This window comes from Microbacterium suaedae (assembly GCF_003254645.1).
Lineage (GTDB): Bacteria > Actinomycetota > Actinomycetes > Actinomycetales > Microbacteriaceae > Microbacterium > Microbacterium suaedae.
Window position 1 is genome coordinate 617,374 of record NZ_PNFD01000002.1, and the last position, 15,694, is coordinate 633,067.

Sequence of the window (15,694 nt, forward strand, 5' to 3'; positions counted from 1 at the left end):
ACATGGTGCGCGGAGCCCGACCCGACAGTCTTCCCAGCAGAGAGAGTTGCATGGCGCGCAAGCAGGAATCCGCCGCCTCACCGGCCGCCGAGCGTATCGAGGACGTCGCCCTCGAGAGCGAGATGCAGGGCTCGTACCTGGAATACGCCTACTCGGTGATCTACTCGCGCGCCCTGCCGGACGCCCGTGACGGCCTCAAGCCCGTACAGCGGCGCATCCTCTATCAGATGGCGGAGATGGGCCTGCGGCCCGACCGAGGCCACGTCAAGAGCGCCCGCGTCGTCGGCGACGTCATGGGCAAGCTCCACCCGCACGGCGACAGCGCGATCTACGACGCGCTCGTGCGCCTCTCACAGGACTTCGCGATGCGCGTGCCGCTCGTCGATGGACACGGGAACTTCGGCTCCCTGGACGACGGCCCCGCGGCGGCGCGCTACACCGAGGCTCGGCTCGATCGCGCTGCGATGCGGATGACGGAGCACCTGGGCGAAGACGTCGTCGACTTCGTGCCCAACTACGACGGACAGTTCCAGCAGCCCGAAGTGCTGCCGGCCGCCTACCCGAACCTCCTCGTCAACGGAGCCACGGGCATCGCCGTCGGCATGGCCACGAACATGGCGCCGCACAATCTCATCGAGGTCGTGTCCGCGGCCACGCATCTGCTCGAGAACCCCGACGCCACAACCGACGAGCTGATGAGGTTCGTGCCGGGCCCCGACTTCCCCTCCGGTGGCATCATCATGGGGCTCGACGGACTCCAGGGCGCCTACGAGACCGGACGCGGATCCGTGAAAGTGCGGGCCAAGACACGGATCGAGCAGATCGGTCCGCGACGCACGGGCATCGTCGTCACCGAGCTGCCGTACATGGTCGGCCCGGAGCGCGTCATCGAGAAGCTCAAGGATGCCGTGCAGTCGAAGAAGCTGCAGGGCATCAGCGACGTCAACGACCTCTCGGACCGCAAGCACGGCCTGCGCCTCGTGATCGGGGTCAAGACCGGGTTCGACCCCGAGGCCGTCCTCGAGCGCCTCTTCCGGCTCACACCGCTCGAAGACTCGTTCGGATTCAACAACGTTGCTCTCGTCGACGGGCAGCCGTCGACGCTCGGGCTGCGCGACATGCTCGTCGTGTACGTGAATCACAGGATCGATGTCGTCACGCGCCGCACGGCGTTCCGCCTCGCCCGCAGGCAGGAACGCCTGCACCTGGTCGAGGGTCTGCTCATCGCGATCCTCGACATCGACGAGGTCATCCAGGTCATCCGTTCCTCGGAGACGAGCGACGAGGCAAGGAGTCGCCTGTGCCAGGTCTTCGACCTTGACGAGGTGCAGGCCGAGTACATCCTCGAGCTGCGACTGCGCCGCCTCACGAAGTTCTCGCGAATCGAACTCGAGACGGAGCGCGACGAGCTGCTCGCCGAGATCGCCCAGCTCGAGGAGCTGCTCGGCTCCGAGTCCCTCATCAGGCGCCAGGTCGCGCAGGAACTCGAAGCGGTCGCCGATGAGCTCGGCACGCCGCGGCGTACCGTGCTCATGAACGCGAAGCCGCAGCCGAAGCGTTCGACGAAGTCCGGCGACGCCGATCTGCAGATCGCCGACGCCCCGACGCGCGTCGCGCTCTCGACAACGGGCCGTGCGGTGCGCATCGATACACCGAATGGCGAGGAGATCGCGCCCCCTGCGCGCCGAAGCAAGCACGACGCGATCCTCGCGACCGCCGCGACCACCGTCCGCGGCGAACTCGGCGCAGTTACATCGGCCGGTCGTCTGCTGAGATTCTCCCCCGTCGATCTGCCGTCGGTACCGCCGACATCGATCTCTCTCAGCGCGGGACAGCGTCTGCGTGACTACATCGGTCTCACAGATCGGAACGAGGAGATTCTCGGACTCGTCGTGCCGGGAAGCGACACGCCTCTCGCGCTCGGGACGGCGAGCGGCGTCGTCAAGCGCGTCGTGCCGTCCGCGTTGCCCGCGCGCCCCGAGCTCGAGATCATCTCGCTCAAGCCCGGGGACCGCGTCGTCGGCGTCGCGGACGCGGTCGATGAAGCCGATCTGGTGTTCGTCACAACAGACGCACGACTGCTGCGGTTCTCTGCGTCGTCGGTGCGCCCGCAGGGCGCTTCGGCGGGCGGGATGTCGGGCATCAAGCTCGCTGCCTCGTCCTCGGTGCTCTTCTTCGGATCCGTCGCGGGCGACGGCAACGTCGTCGTCACGGCCTCGACCGCGGAGGGAATGATCGACGGCACCGACGCGGGCCGAGCGAAGATCAGCGACTTCGGGGAGTATCCGACGAAGGGCCGCGCGACGGGCGGCGTGCGCGCGCACGCGTTCCTCAAGGGCGAGGATCGTCTCCAGCTCGCGTGGGTCGGCCCAGATCCGGCGTACGCGCTCGACGCGAAGGGGGCCGTACGGAAGATCCCGATGACGCTGTCGAAGCGTGACGGCTCGGGTCAGCCGCTCGAGGCGCCCATCGCGACGATCGGCCGCACGCTGTAGTCCTTCTCATGCGGAGAGCACGACTCTCGCTGGCCGCCGCGATTCCAGCGCCTCAGTGAGCGCGGATCGGAATGCCGCGACAGCGGGATGCTCCACACGTCCGGTATGGACGGCGGTGCAGACGCGAGGGCCGAGAATAGACCAGTGCCTTCCCGTTCTTCCTCCCCTACCCTCGGGGTGCCCGTCGCCCTCATCGTCGGATCCTGCATGTCGCTGCAGTTCGGCGCCGCCCTCGCCGTCCAGCTCTTCCCGGGGCTCGGCGCGTGGGGCGTGACGGCGCTGCGTCTCACGATCGCCGCGGCCCTGCTCGTCGTCGTCGCCCGCCCTCGGATCAGCGCGTGGACCCGAAAGCAGTGGATCGCCGTCGTCTGGTTCGGACTGGCTCTCGGCGGCATGAACGGGTTCTTCTACGCGAGCCTCGAGCGACTGCCGCTCGGTCCCGCGGTCGCGATCGAGTTCGTCGGTCCCCTTCTCCTCGCCGTCGTGCTGTCCCGCCGGCGCACCGATCTCGCCTGGGTGGGGCTCGCCATTGCGGGCATCGCCCTCTTCGGGATCGACAGTGTTGTCGGTGCAGATCCGCTCGATCCTCTCGGCGTCGGCCTGGTCCTCATCGCAGCAGCGTTCTGGGTGCTCTACATCCGCACGAGCTCGCGCGTCGGCGAGCTGATCCCGGGCATCGGCGGGCTCGCCGCGGCGCTTGCCATCGCGTCCATCGCGATGCTCCCCTTCGGCGTACCGGCCTTCGGTGTTCTCGTCGCGCGCCCTGAGCTCATCGGACTCGCCATCGGCACCGCCGTCTTCGCCTCGGTCGTGCCGTACACGCTCGAGCTGCTCGCTTTGCGCCGCCTCCCGCAGCGCGTCTTCGGAGTCCTCATCAGTCTCGAACCCGTCTTCGCCGCGCTCTTCGGCTGGCTCCTGCTCGCGCAGTCGATCGGGCCGATGAAGATCGCAGCGATCGCGCTCATCGTCGCGGCGAGCATCGGCACGGCGACCGCAACGCGCACTGCCGCCGTCGCTCCTGTCGAACCGGTCTTCACCGGGTCGATCCCCACCGTCACGGGCACGATCGCCGTCGTCACCGACGACAGGCGCCCCTCACACTCAACGGAGGAGCCGTGAACCCGGCTATGCGTCGATTGCATCCTTGTCGAGCTGCGCAGCGCCCTGGACGATGAAGTTGCGCCGCGGGGCGACTTCGTTTCCCATGAGCATCTCGAACACGTGCCCCGCAGCCTCAGCGTCCTCCATGCGCACGCGGCGCAGCAGGCGACCGTCACGCGACATGGTGGTCTCGGCCAGCTGATCGGCGTCCATCTCCCCGAGCCCCTTGTAGCGCTGGATCGGCTCCTGCCAACGCTTGTTCTGTCGGCGCAGCTTTGCGAGAAGCGCGTTGAGCTCGCGATCGCTGTACGTGTAGATCGTCTCGTTCGGCTTGGACCCCGGGTTCATGACGATCACACGGTGCAGCGGCGGGACCGCGGCGTACACGCGCCCGTCCTCGATGAGAGGTCGCATATAGCGGTAGAAGAGCGTGAGCAGCAGGGTGCGGATGTGTGCGCCATCGACGTCGGCGTCACTCAGGATGATGACCTTGCCGTAGCGGGCCGCGTCGATGTCGAAGGAGCGACCAGATCCTGCGCCGACCACCTGGATCAGCGCCGCGCATTCGGCGTTCGAGAGCATGTCGCCGATCGATGCCTTCTGCGTGTTGAGAATCTTGCCGCGGATCGGGAACAGAGCCTGATGTTCGCTGTCGCGCGCCTTGCGGGCCGTGCCGAGCGCCGAGTCTCCCTCGACGATGAACAGCTCGGAGTTCGACACATCGTTCGTCCGGCAGTCGATGAGCTTCGCCGGCAGCGAGGACGATTCGAGCGCGTTCTTCCGACGCTGCGTCTCTTTGTGCGCGCGCGCAGACACGCGCGCTTTCATCTCGCTGACGACCTTGTCGAGCAGCATCGATACCTGGTTCTTGTCGTCGCGCTTCGTCGACGTGAACCGCGCCTTCATGCCCTCGCGCACGACCTTCGCGACAATGGGGCGCACGGCGGGCGTGCCGAGCACCTCCTTCGTCTGCCCCTCGAACTGCGGCTCGGGGAGGCTCACGTTGAGCACCGCTGTGAGACCCGCGAGGACGTCGTCCTTCTCGAGCTTGTCGTTTCCGACCTTCAGCCGACGGGCGTTCTTCTCGACCTCGGCACGCAGCTGCTTCGTGAGCTCCTGCTCGAAGCCCTGCTGGTGAGTGCCGCCCTTCGGCGTCGCGATGATGTTCACGAACGACCGCGTGATCGTGTCGTAGCCCGTGCCCCACCGCAGCGCGATGTCGACGTGGCACTCGCGCTCGACCTCCGTCGATCGCATGGATCCGTCGGCTTGCAACGTCGGCACCGTCTCGGTGAACGAGCCCGTCCCTTCGAGCCGCCACGTGTCGGTCACGGGAGCATCGGTCGACAGGAACTCGACGAACTCGGCCAGTCCGCCGTCGAAGCGATACGAGCTCTCCCTCACGCCGATCTCGGGATCATCGACAGCCCGCTCGTCGCGGATGACGATCTCAAGGCCGGGAACGAGGAAGGCCGTCTGACGGGCACGTGTGACGAGCTCGTCGTATTGGAACGCCGCATCCGCCGTGAAGATCTGTCCATCCGCCCAGTAGCGCACGCGCGTTCCCGTGACGCCCTTCCGAGCCTTCCCCACGACACGCAGCTCGCTGTTGTTCTCGAACGGCGTGAAAGGTGCGTCGGGTCGCGCCTCGCCCGAGTCCGTGAAGATACCCGGCTCTCCCCTGTGGAAGCTCATCGCGTAGGTCTTGCCGGACCGATCGACCTCGACGTCGAGCCGCTCGCTCAGGGCGTTCACGACCGACGCTCCGACACCGTGCAGGCCACCCGACGCCGCATACGAGCCGCCGCCGAACTTTCCACCGGCATGCAGCTTCGTGTAGACGACTTCGACACCCGTCAGACCCGTGCGCGGCTCGACGTCGACGGGCACACCGCGTCCGCGGTCCTGCACCTCGACGCTCCCGTCTTGACGCAGCACGACATCGATGCGGTCACCGTTGCCTGCGACGGCTTCGTCCACCGCGTTGTCGATGATCTCCCAGAGGCAGTGCATGAGGCCGGGAGATCCGTTCGACCCGATGTACATCCCCGGCCGCTTGCGAACGGCCTCCAGGCCTTCAAGAACCTGCAGATGATGGGCGGAGTACTCGGCTGTCACAAGATTCGATCCTATCTTCGAACGGCCCCGTGTTCGGGAGAACACACCTCGCACCCACAGGCCCAGGGGCCGCGTACGCCGAGCGCGAAACATGCGTCATCACGGGAAGTCTCGCGGGTGCGTCGTGGTTGTATGGAACATGCCCCGCGATATCGGATCCATCACGAAGGAGGCAGCCCGATGACTGCAACGACGACAGCCGACGCCACTGTCTCCCACCGCCTCACTGCGGCCGATCGCTGCGACGCCTGCGGAGCGCAGGCGTACATCGCCGCGTCGGTCGGCGGGAGCGAGCTGCTCTACTGCGCGCACCACGGGCGCAAGTTCGAGGAGAAGCTCCGGGCCGTGGCCACGGATTGGCACGACGAGACGGACAAGCTCGTCGACGAGAACTGACGGCGACTCTGACGGCGCCCTCCCGCGAAACCGCGGGAGGGCGCCGTCGTGTTCGTCAGAGGGAGACGCGCGGCACGAGAGGCGAGACGCGCAGAAGAGGCTCCTCACCGACCGTTCCGATCGCCTCCCCCAGGTCTGTCGGCGTCGGTTCCCCGTGTTCGCCCGGACCGAACAGCACGACCTCGTCACCGCACTGAGCACCGTCCCAGGCTTCTACGACCGATTCGAACGGATTCACGTGCCTCAGCTCGCGTCGCCCGCCGGGGGTGCCGACGTGCACGCGGCCCGCCAGCGTCGAGGGGAGACCGTCGACGGATCCGATCCCGATGCGCGCCTCGCCGCCCTCGATCGCCACAACGCGCGCAACAAGCGATGAGACGGGCGCGATGCCGGAAATCTCGGGCCCATCCGCCGAACGGATGCCGTAGCAGAAGGCGCCGATGCGTACGAGATCGCCGCGGAACTCGGGCCGGTGCCACGCGGCCGCGCTCGCGGCGAGATGCCGCACCTCGGGCGACAGGCCCTCACCGCGAGCGGCGGCGACCGCACGGTCGAAGGCAGCACGGGAGATGTCATCCTCCTCGTCACTTGCCTCGGCGATATGGCTCCAGATCCCGACAACTACGATGCTGCCTTCGCGCTCGAGCTGAGCGGCGCGTGCACAGAACGCATCCCAATCCTCGGGACGCACACCGTTACGATGCAGACCCGTGTCGATCTTCAGATGCACGCGAGCGACGACTCCGACCTTCGCAGCCGACTGCCGTACGCGTTCCAAGTACCCGGCATCGCCGACCCCGAGTTCCAGCCCTCCGCGGAGCGCCGCTTCGGCCTCGGCTTCCGTCACGGTCATCCAGGCCACGACACGGGCGCGGTCGCCCGACACAGCCTTCGCCCGCAGCGCGCTCGGCACGTCGATGCCCCCGAACCAACGCGCGCCCGCATCAAGCGACGCCTCAACGATGCGCTGCACCCCCTGCGCGTACGCGTCGTCCTTGATGACCACGAGCACCTCCGCCGGGGCCATGCGCGCGCGCACCGCCCGCACGTTCGAGCGAAGGCGCTCGAGGTCCACACGGAGCTCTGCGGTGTTCACTCGGCCACCTCCCGTTCCGCCGACAATCCGGGCATCGCCACGAGCTCGATCTCAGACCATCCTGTCGCCCGTGCCCACTGACCGAGCAGATGCGGAGCAGGGGCACCGAACAACACCGCCTCGTCGCCCGGCTGCACCTCGAGATCGCCGACGTCGATCACGCAGACGTCCATCGCGACGCGCCCAATGATGGGACGGTCGGCCCCCAGGATCCACACGGACGCAGCGCCGCCCACGGCACGCGGCACACCCTGCGCGTAGCCGCCCGCGATGAGCGCCGCGCGCGTGTCGGACTCCGCGCGATGAAGGTAGCCGTAGGACACGCCGTCGCCCGCTTGCAGCGGCTTGGTCTGCAGCACGGGCGTCGTGACCGTCAGAACGGGCCTTCCCCGCCCTTCGAGCCCGAAGACGCTCGCGAGCGGCAACGGCACACTGCGCGACGATCCCAGGCCGTACTCCGCGGCGAGAGAGGGCTCGTCGACGACAGCCGCTGTCACGCCGACCGCACGGGCGACTTCAGCCACGATCCGCCCACCGTGCCCGCAGGCGTCGCGACGCAGATCGATCGGAGCGTCCGGCTCCGCGTGAGCGGCGCGGGCGATGTTTCTCTCGAGCGCAGACCGCGACACGCGTGCACGCGGAGCGCTCATCCCCAGAATCGACGCACTCATCCGACCTAGACTAGGCGGCGCCCGCCTGACGGAGCGCCGAGCGCGCCGCAGGCCCCTTCCCTTTCCGCCGATACGGAGGTTCCATGCCCGCGAACGGCCTCGCCCTCGGACCCAAGCTCCGGTACCTCGCCGAGCGCGCGCGCCGCATCGACATCGGCTCCGTCCTCGATCGCGCTCGCGAAGTGCGCGACGAGCACGGCAAGCCCGTGCCGTCTGTGCTGATCGACATGCTCTGGTCAGCCGCGCGCAAAGACGTCGCCTTCCAGGACTACGTCGACTTCGACTTCGCGATTCTCAACGCCGCTGAGCGCGAGACCTTCATGACGCACCCCGTCTCGGCTCAGCTGGCGCAGCGTTGGTCGCGGCCGGCCGGGCGCGCCGTGTTCGAGGACAAGATCGCCTTCAACCGTCGCTTCGACCGCTTCCTCAAGCGCTCCTGGCTCGTCGTCGATAAGGACAACGCAGACGCGGTCCGGACCTTCGTCGAGGAGCAGGGCACCGTCATCGCGAAGGTTCCCGTCAGCCACATGGGCCTCGGTGTGCGCCGCTATCACGCGAAGGACGTCGAGGACTGGGATGCGTTCCACCGGCAGCTGCTCGAAGGCGGCGAGCTTCTCCTCGAGGAGATCATTCGCCAGCACGACGACATCTCGGCGGTCTGCCCGGGAACCGTCAACACGACGCGTATCACCGCCTTCTTCGACGGCACCGATGTGCACACGCTCGCTGTGGCGCAGAAGTTCGGCCGCGGCGAGGTGAGCGATCAGATGTCCTACGGCGGCTTCTACACGATGCTCGACCCCGATTCGGGTCACGCGCTCAGTGCCGGGTACGACTCGCACGGGCACGTCCATGAGACGCATCCCGACACGGGCTTCCGCATCGCTGACTTCCAGCTCCCCCTCTTCGAGGAGGCCATCGCACTCGTCGACGAGGCCGCCCGGGAGATGCCAGAGGTCCAGTACGCCGGATGGGACGTCGTCGTCACCCCGACGGGTCCGGTCCTCGTCGAGGGCAATTGGGGCGCGGGCGTCTACGAGAACAAGCCCAGCGTGTCGGGCGTCCGCACAGGCCACAAGCCGCGCTACCGCGCCGCGATCGGGTTCTGACCGCGACACGACAACGGGGCGCCTCCGTGAAGGAGGGCGCCCCGTTGTCGATTCAGCAGAAAGCGTCAGGCTCGACGGATGATGCCCATCGGCGTCGACTGGTGCCCCTGGCCGAGCGGGTTGTCTTGCAGGATCTTCACGAGCGTGCGCTCCGCCGTCTTGTCGAGCGTGGAGCCGAGGATGTTCCCGCCGATGTCGTTGATGTCGACAACGGCGACGTCGCACCCCACGAGGCGCTTCGTCTCGGCCGCGACCTCTCGCGGACGCTCCGGGCCCAGCACGACCGCATCGTTGTACGGCGGGATCGTGTTCGGCGTCGGGCCGTCGATCGCACGCGCCTTGTCGCCCGCGATGCGGTAGAAATCGCCGCTGCGCCCGAAGAGCTTCGTCACTGCAGAGACGGCCGCCGCGAACAGGATTCGCAGACTTCCGACCTCGCGCAGCGCGAACTCCATCGTCTCGGGAATGCCGAGCCCGATTCCGTACGCCGACTTCGTGACGTACTTCGACAGGAAGCGCGCCAGACGGCGCGGGTGGATCTCGCTCATCATGTACGAGCGCCCCTGCGTAATGGCGACGATCTTCTCCGTGATGAACAGGATGTCGCCGCTCTCGACGTGATCGATCGCGTACGAACGGACAACCTCTTCGAGATCATCCCCGGGCATGACCACACGCGTACGCAGCGGGATCCGCAGGAACGTCGCGTCGTCGACCGTGACTTCGAGGGCCTTGCCCTCGTTTGCCCCGGCGCTCACTCGAGGTAGTCCCGCAGAGACTGCGAACGGCTCGGGTGACGCAGCTTCGCCATCGTCTTGGACTCTATCTGCCTGATGCGCTCACGCGTGACGCCGAAGGTGTCGCCGATCTGATCGAGCGTCTTCGGCTGCCCATCTCCCAGGCCGAACCGCATGCGGATCACGCCCGCCTCACGCTCGGAGAGCGAGTCGAGGAGGCTCTCGAGCTGACGCTGCAGCATCGTGAATCCGACCGCGTCCGCCGGGACGACCGCCTCAGTGTCCTCGATGAGGTCACCGAACTCGCTGTCGCCATCTTCACCGAGGGGAGTGTGCAGCGAGATCGGCTCGCGACCGTACTTCTGCACCTCGACGACCTTCTCGGGCGTCATGTCGAGCTCCTTGGCGAGCTCTTCGGGCGTGGGTTCGCGACCCAGGTCCTGCAGCATCTGGCGCTGCACGCGTGCCAGCTTGTTGATGACCTCGACCATGTGCACGGGGATGCGGATCGTGCGTGCCTGATCGGCCATCGCACGCGTGATCGCCTGACGGATCCACCACGTCGCGTAGGTCGAGAACTTGAAGCCCTTGGTGTAGTCGAACTTCTCGACGGCACGGATGAGGCCGAGGTTCCCCTCCTGGATGAGGTCGAGGAACTGCATTCCGCGGCCCGTGTAGCGCTTCGCGAGCGAGACGACGAGGCGCAGGTTCGCCCCCAGCAGGTGGCTCTTCGCGCGCTTGCCGTCACGCGAGACCCACTGCATGTCGAGCCCGAGCTGCGACGACTTCTCGGCCGCCGACATCTTCGACAGCTTCTCCTCGGCGAACAGGCCCGCCTCGATGCGCATTGCGAGGTCGACCTCCTCCGCTGCGTTCAGGAGGGGAACCTTGCCGATCTGCTTCAGGTAGTCCTTGACCGGATCGGCCGTCGCGCCCGTGATCTGCGTCGAGTAGACCGGGACTTCTTCCTCGGCCGACTGGCTGATGACGATTGCGCCCGACGGAAGCGGCTCAGCCTGCTCGGGCTTCGGCTTCTTCGTCTCCTCGGTCTCCTCGACCTCGGGAGTGTCCTCGCCGATGATCTCGTCGACGACGTCGCTCTTCTTGCGCGGAGTCTTCTTCGCAGCAGGCTCCTTCGCCGCCGCCTTCTTCTTCGCCGCGGGCTTCTTGGTCGTCGACTTCTCGTCAGCCGACGCATCGGCGGAGGCCTTCTGGCCCGCCGTCGCCTGAGCAGCGGTCTCGTCGACCGCGTCGGTCTTCGTGGTCTTCGTGGCAGGAGTCACGTTTCGCCTTTCCCCGGATTCGCCGCGCGCCAGCGCCCCGGGAGTGTTCGAGCACGATTAAGACCCTTGTCAAGTGCGATGCCTGGTGGGCATCGACGGGACAACGGGTCGGATGTCCATTCTCTCATACGTCCGCGCCGACTGCTGACCACCCGGCGCTGCGTCACATGAGCGTCAACGCGGACCAGCCGCGTGCTATTCCGCTGGGCCCCCTCAGCGCCGCGGATCATCATCGCCCGGACGATCGGCGAGGAAACGCTCGAGCTCGGCGGCGAGTTCGTCGGCGCTCGGCAGATCCCCCTCTTGGAAGCCCGAGCTCGACGCGCCTTCGCCCGCCCCGTCGCGCTCCCCGGCCATATAGGCATCGAATCGCTGTTCCAGGGCTTCGATCATCCGCGCGAGCTCCTCGTTGTGAGCGATCTGGTCCTCGACTCGCTCGATGTACTCGCGATTGTCCTCCCGCAGATCGTCGAGACCGAAAACGAGGCCCGTCGCGTTCATCAGCCTGTCCAGGGCGACGAGGGTCGATCCCGGATACTCAGTCTCGGCGAGATAGTGCGGCACGAGCATCACGAATCCCGCGACCGGGTACCCGTCCTCCGACATACGGAACTCGATGAGGTGCCCGAGCGTCGCGGGCACCTGGGTATGCGGCTTCCACACCGAGTGCGCCTGGATGAGGTCGGAGCGCGAGCCGCTCACGGTCGTGGTGAGCTGGCGCGTATGCGGCACGGGCATGGCGATCGCGTGGACCCAGGACATCGTCGAGACGTCGAACTCGGAGGCGAGACGCAGAAGCGCCTCGACGACGCCGTCCCACTGGAAGTCTGGCTCGTAGCCCGACAGCAGCAGGAACGGCTGTCCCAGCGCATCGTGAGCGAGGGAGAGCTCGAGTCGAGGGGCGCGGATCTCGGAGAGATGGTCTTTATCGAAGGTCGCGATGGGACGACGCGCCCGGTAATCGAGCAGTGCGTCGTTGCGGAACACGACGACCGGCCGCGGATCGAGTTCCTCCCGCATGTAGTCCACGATGCTCGCGACCGTGCCGCCCGCATCCGTGAACCCCGTCAGGAGCACGACAAGTGGCAGGCGCGGCGGGACGACGGGGGCGTTCGCGACGCGCTCGAAGATCTCCGGTGTGCGAGGCATCTCTCCATGCTACGAGCAGCAGCGACGCGCGGGGCGCACTTGAGCCCACAGCGCCGCACACGGCGCGCGAACCTAGGATGGATCACATGCCTCTTCCCGAAATCGAGATCTCCCACGCTCCGTTCCCCGCAGAAGAGGCCGACGCCCTGGTCCTCGCGGTGCCGTCGTCAGACGACTCCGCCCTCGACGACTTCGTCGGCCTGCGCCCTGCCCTCGACGCCCTCTCGTTCACGGGACGGCGGAATGCCTTCACGCGGGTGTACGCGCCGGAGCTCACGTCCCTTCCGCTCGCTGTCGTCGGTCTCGGCGAGGACGCCGACGCGGATGCCGTGCGCGAAGCCATCGGTGCGGGCGTCCGCCAGCTCACGGGCTTCGACACCGTGGCCGTCGCCGTTCTCGGCGAGATCCCCGATGCGTGGCGCGCCGCCGCCGAGGGAGCGATTCTCGGCGGATATCGCTTCACCACCTACAAGAGCGCCTCGGACGACGAACTCGCAAAGGGGCGCCGGGCTTCCCGCGTCATCATCCACGCACCCGAGTCGGCAGCCGACGCCGATCTCGCCTGGGCGCGGGCGCACGGCGCCGCCGTCGCCCTCGTCAAGGACCTCGTGTCGACTCCCGCCGACCGCCAGAGCCCCGAGCAGCTCGCCGATGCTGCGGTCGAGGCTGTGGCAGACCTGCCCGTGCAGGCGACGATCTGGGACGAGCAGGCGCTCTCCGACGGCGGCTTCGGCGGAATCCTCGGCGTCGGGAAGGGCTCCGACCGGCCGCCTCGCCTCGTGCGACTCGACTACGCCCCCGACGGCGCCGAGCGCCATATCGCCCTCGTGGGCAAGGGGATCACGTTCGACACGGGCGGTCTGTCGCTCAAGCCCGCCGCATCGATGGTCGGCATGCAGGAGGACATGACGGGCGCCGCAGAGGTGCTCGCAGTCATCCGCGCCGCCGCGGAACTCGAGCTGCCCGTCCGGGTCACGGCCTGGATGTGCATCGCCGACAACATGCCCTCGGGCCGCGCGACGCGCCCCGGCGACGTGCTGATCCTGGCCGACGGCACAAGTGTCGAGGTGACGAACACCGACGCAGAGGGGCGCCTCGTGCTCGCCGACGGACTCGTCGCCGCGAGCCGCGAGAACCCAGATGTCATCGTCGACGTGGCGACCCTCACCGGAGCCATGCTCGTCGCGCTCGGCACACGCCACACGGGCATCATGGGCGCTGAAGAGACGGTCGACGCGTTCCTCGGCGCAGCCGATCGCACGGGTGAGCTCGCGTGGGCGCTCCCCCTCCCCGATTACCTCGAGGAACGCCTCGACTCGCGCGTCGCCGACATGCAGAACGCCGATATCGGCAATCGTGCCGCGGGTTCGCTCTACGCGGGGCTATTCCTGCGGCGCTTCGTGGGTCACATCGGCAACGATCCCGAGGCCGGCAAGATCCCCTGGGTGCATCTCGACATCGCGGGGTCGTCGATGAGCTCGCCGTCCGCCTACGGCTTCACCGACAAGGGCCCGACGGGCGCGTCCACGCGCGCGCTCATCGACTTCATCGCGGCCAGCGGCCAGAACGCCTGAACGCCGCGAGCGGACGAGAGGGATATGACGTGAAAGCCCACAGCTTCGACCTCGTCGTACTCGGCGGCGGCAGCGGCGGCTACGCGGCCGCACTGCGCGCCGCCGAGCTCGGCCGCTCGGTCGCGATCATCGAGCAGGATCGCCTCGGCGGCACCTGCCTGCACCGCGGCTGTGTCCCCACGAAGGCGCTCCTGCACACGGCGGAGGTCGCCGAAGGGGTGCGCCGTGCGGCCGCCGTCGGCGTCCAGGCGAGCCTGGACGGCGTCGACGGCGCCGCCGCGCGCGCCTGGCGTCAGAAGGTCGTCGACGGCAAGCACCGCGGCCTGCAGAGCCTCGTCCGCTCGCGTGATATCGCCGTCATCGACGGGCGTGGATCCGTCGTCCGACACGACGGCCGCCCCGCCGTCGCCGTCGGCGATGACGTGTATGTCGGAGACGACGTCGTCCTCGCTACGGGCGCCGCCAGCCGGTCGATCCCCGGCGTGACCCTCGGCGGCCGCATCGTCGACTCCGAGGGAGCCCTCGCGCTCGACGAGGTGCCTCGGCGCGTCGTCGTGCTCGGCGGCGGGGTCATCGGCGTCGAGTTTGCGAGCGCCTGGCGCTCGCTCGGCGCCGAGGTGACGATCGTCGAGGCCCTCGACCACCTCATCGCGAATGAGGATCCCTCATCCCGCACCGCTCTCGAAAAGGCGTATCGTCGGCGCGGGATCACGCTCGAGCTCGGCGCCCGCGTGACGAACGCCGATGTGCACGGCGACGGTGTCTCGCTCACCTTCGAACGGAACGAGGAAGCGACGACGATCGAAGCGGACCTCATCCTCGTCGCCGTCGGGCGCGCTCCGACGACCTCCGGTCTGGGCCTGGAGGATGTCGGCGTCGAGACCGAACGAGGTTTCGTCGTCGTCGACGATGCGCTCCGAACGACCGCCGAGCATGTGTGGGCCGTCGGCGACATCGTCATGGGTCCGCAGCTCGCGCACCGCGGCTTCCGCCACGGCATGTTCGTGGCCGAGACGATCGCCGACGAGGCGCCCTCGCCGCTCGACGACTCGCTGTTCCCGCGCGTGACGTACTCGACACCCGAGGTCGCCTCGGTGGGGATCACTGAGCCGCAGGCGATCGCCGCGCACGGTGCCGATCGGGTCGTCACCCGAGAGGTGTCGCTGGCGGGCAACGCCAAGAGCGAGATCGTCTCGGCTGGATCGGACGCACGCGGCGGCTTCGCAAAGGTCGTCGCGCTCGCGGACGGACCGGTCCTCGGCGTGCACCTCGTCGGCGAACGCGTCGGGGAACTCATCACCGAGGGTCAGCTCGCGGTCGCGTGGGAAGCACGCGCCGACGATCTCGCCCCGCTCATCCATGCCCATCCGACGCAGAGCGAAGCGCTCGGCGAGGCGTTTCTCTCACTCGCGGGCTCTCCCCTGCATACCCCCTGATCGGTCGCCACAGACCGTGCGGCCGCGACATCGGCGCACGCGAGGCCGATCCCCTAAGCTGATACACGCATTCACACCTTCTGAAGGAGACTCGAATATGAGCACTTCCGTTGTCCTCCCCGCGCTCGGTGAGAGCGTCACCGAGGGAACGGTCACGCGCTGGCTGAAGCAGGTCGGCGATACCGTCGAGGTCGATGAGCCTCTGCTCGAAGTGTCCACCGACAAGGTCGACACCGAGATCCCCTCGCCCGTGGCGGGCGTGCTCGAGGCGATTCTCGTTCAGGAGGACGAGACCGCCGAAGTCGGCGCCGACCTCGCGACCGTCGGCGACGGCGCTGCGTCCTCTGCCGCTGAGGCACCCGCGGCGCCCGCTGCCGAGGCCCCCGCGGCCGAGGCACCTGAAGAGCCCGCCCCCGAGGCACCCGCGGCTCCGGCCGCCGCCCCCGCAGATTCGGGCGACGCGACCGACGTCACGCTGCCCGAGCTCGGCGAGAGCGTCACCGAGGGAACCATCACTCGCTGGCTGAAG

13 protein-coding genes are annotated in these 15,694 nt (G+C 68.0%); 7 read left to right on the plus strand and 6 right to left on the minus strand.

All coding sequences use genetic code 11. The features are described from left to right. Nucleotides 1-50 precede the first annotated feature (50 nt). Both C0012_RS09550 and C0012_RS09555 read left to right on the plus strand, forming a co-directional pair. Nucleotides 51-2,495, plus strand: a complete 2,445-nt coding sequence (locus C0012_RS09550) for a DNA gyrase/topoisomerase IV subunit A (RefSeq protein WP_232527854.1) — start codon at nt 51-53, stop codon at nt 2,493-2,495. A 177-nt stretch (nt 2,496-2,672) separates the two neighbouring features. After that, nucleotides 2,673-3,614 (plus strand): EamA family transporter, encoded by a 942-nt coding sequence (locus C0012_RS09555; protein ID WP_232527855.1) that lies wholly within the window; start codon nt 2,673-2,675, stop codon nt 3,612-3,614. Between the two features lie 6 nt (nt 3,615-3,620). On the opposite strand, the gene C0012_RS09560 is transcribed toward C0012_RS09555, so the two are convergent. Further along, nucleotides 3,621-5,714: a DNA gyrase/topoisomerase IV subunit B gene (locus C0012_RS09560; RefSeq protein ID WP_232527856.1), complete on the minus strand. Its 2,094-nt coding sequence runs from the start codon at nt 5,712-5,714 to the stop codon at nt 3,621-3,623. Nucleotides 5,715-5,894: 180 nt separating this feature from the next. Here C0012_RS09560 and C0012_RS09565 point away from each other — a divergent pair, with 180 nt between their 5' ends. Continuing rightward, a complete protein-coding gene (locus C0012_RS09565; protein ID WP_110588867.1) occupies nt 5,895-6,110 on the plus strand; it encodes a DUF7455 domain-containing protein in 216 nt (71 codons plus the stop codon). 55 nt (nt 6,111-6,165) lie between these two features. Here C0012_RS09565 and C0012_RS09570 read toward each other — a convergent pair whose 3' ends face one another. Together C0012_RS09570 and C0012_RS09575 are read right to left on the minus strand one after the other, a co-directional pair. After that, nucleotides 6,166-7,206 (minus strand): alanine racemase, encoded by a 1,041-nt coding sequence (locus C0012_RS09570; RefSeq protein ID WP_110588866.1) that lies wholly within the window; start codon nt 7,204-7,206, stop codon nt 6,166-6,168. Then, on the minus strand, nt 7,203-7,877 hold the full coding sequence (locus C0012_RS09575; RefSeq protein ID WP_110588865.1) for an alanine racemase: 675 nt from the start codon (nt 7,875-7,877) through the stop codon (nt 7,203-7,205). The genes C0012_RS09570 and C0012_RS09575 overlap by 4 nt, the downstream gene beginning before the upstream one ends. An 83-nt stretch (nt 7,878-7,960) precedes the next feature. Between C0012_RS09575 and C0012_RS09580 the strand changes: the two genes are divergently transcribed. Then, a complete protein-coding gene (locus C0012_RS09580; protein WP_110588864.1) occupies nt 7,961-8,986 on the plus strand; it encodes a sugar-transfer associated ATP-grasp domain-containing protein in 1,026 nt (341 codons plus the stop codon). A 65-nt stretch (nt 8,987-9,051) separates the two neighbouring features. On the opposite strand, the gene C0012_RS09585 is transcribed toward C0012_RS09580, so the two are convergent. The 3 genes from C0012_RS09585 to C0012_RS09595 all read right to left on the minus strand — a co-directional run bounded on the left by C0012_RS09585 (nt 9,052) and on the right by C0012_RS09595 (nt 12,155). Continuing rightward, a complete protein-coding gene (locus C0012_RS09585) occupies nt 9,052-9,744 on the minus strand; it encodes a coenzyme F420-0:L-glutamate ligase (protein ID WP_110588863.1) in 693 nt (230 codons plus the stop codon). Then, on the minus strand, nt 9,741-11,006 hold the full coding sequence (locus tag C0012_RS09590; protein WP_110588862.1) for an RNA polymerase sigma factor: 1,266 nt from the start codon (nt 11,004-11,006) through the stop codon (nt 9,741-9,743). Before C0012_RS09590 ends, C0012_RS09585 begins: the two co-directional genes overlap by 4 nt. 213 nt (nt 11,007-11,219) lie before the next feature. Beyond that, on the minus strand, nt 11,220-12,155 hold the full coding sequence (locus tag C0012_RS09595) for a proteasome assembly chaperone family protein (RefSeq protein ID WP_110588861.1): 936 nt from the start codon (nt 12,153-12,155) through the stop codon (nt 11,220-11,222). Nucleotides 12,156-12,241: 86 nt separating this feature from the next. Between C0012_RS09595 and C0012_RS09600 the strand changes: the two genes are divergently transcribed. From C0012_RS09600 to C0012_RS09610, 3 genes are all read left to right on the plus strand, one after another. Continuing rightward, the gene (locus C0012_RS09600) at nt 12,242-13,729 is read left to right on the plus strand and encodes a leucyl aminopeptidase (protein WP_110588860.1); all 1,488 of its coding nucleotides are present in this window, start codon (nt 12,242-12,244) and stop codon (nt 13,727-13,729) included. Between the two features lie 29 nt (nt 13,730-13,758). Continuing rightward, nucleotides 13,759-15,165, plus strand: a complete 1,407-nt coding sequence (lpdA, locus tag C0012_RS09605; protein ID WP_110588859.1) for a dihydrolipoyl dehydrogenase — start codon at nt 13,759-13,761, stop codon at nt 15,163-15,165. A gap of 97 nt (nt 15,166-15,262) precedes the next feature. Beyond that, nucleotides 15,263-15,694: biotin/lipoyl-containing protein (locus C0012_RS09610; protein ID WP_332835683.1), on the plus strand; the 432-nt coding region annotated here is incomplete at its 3' end.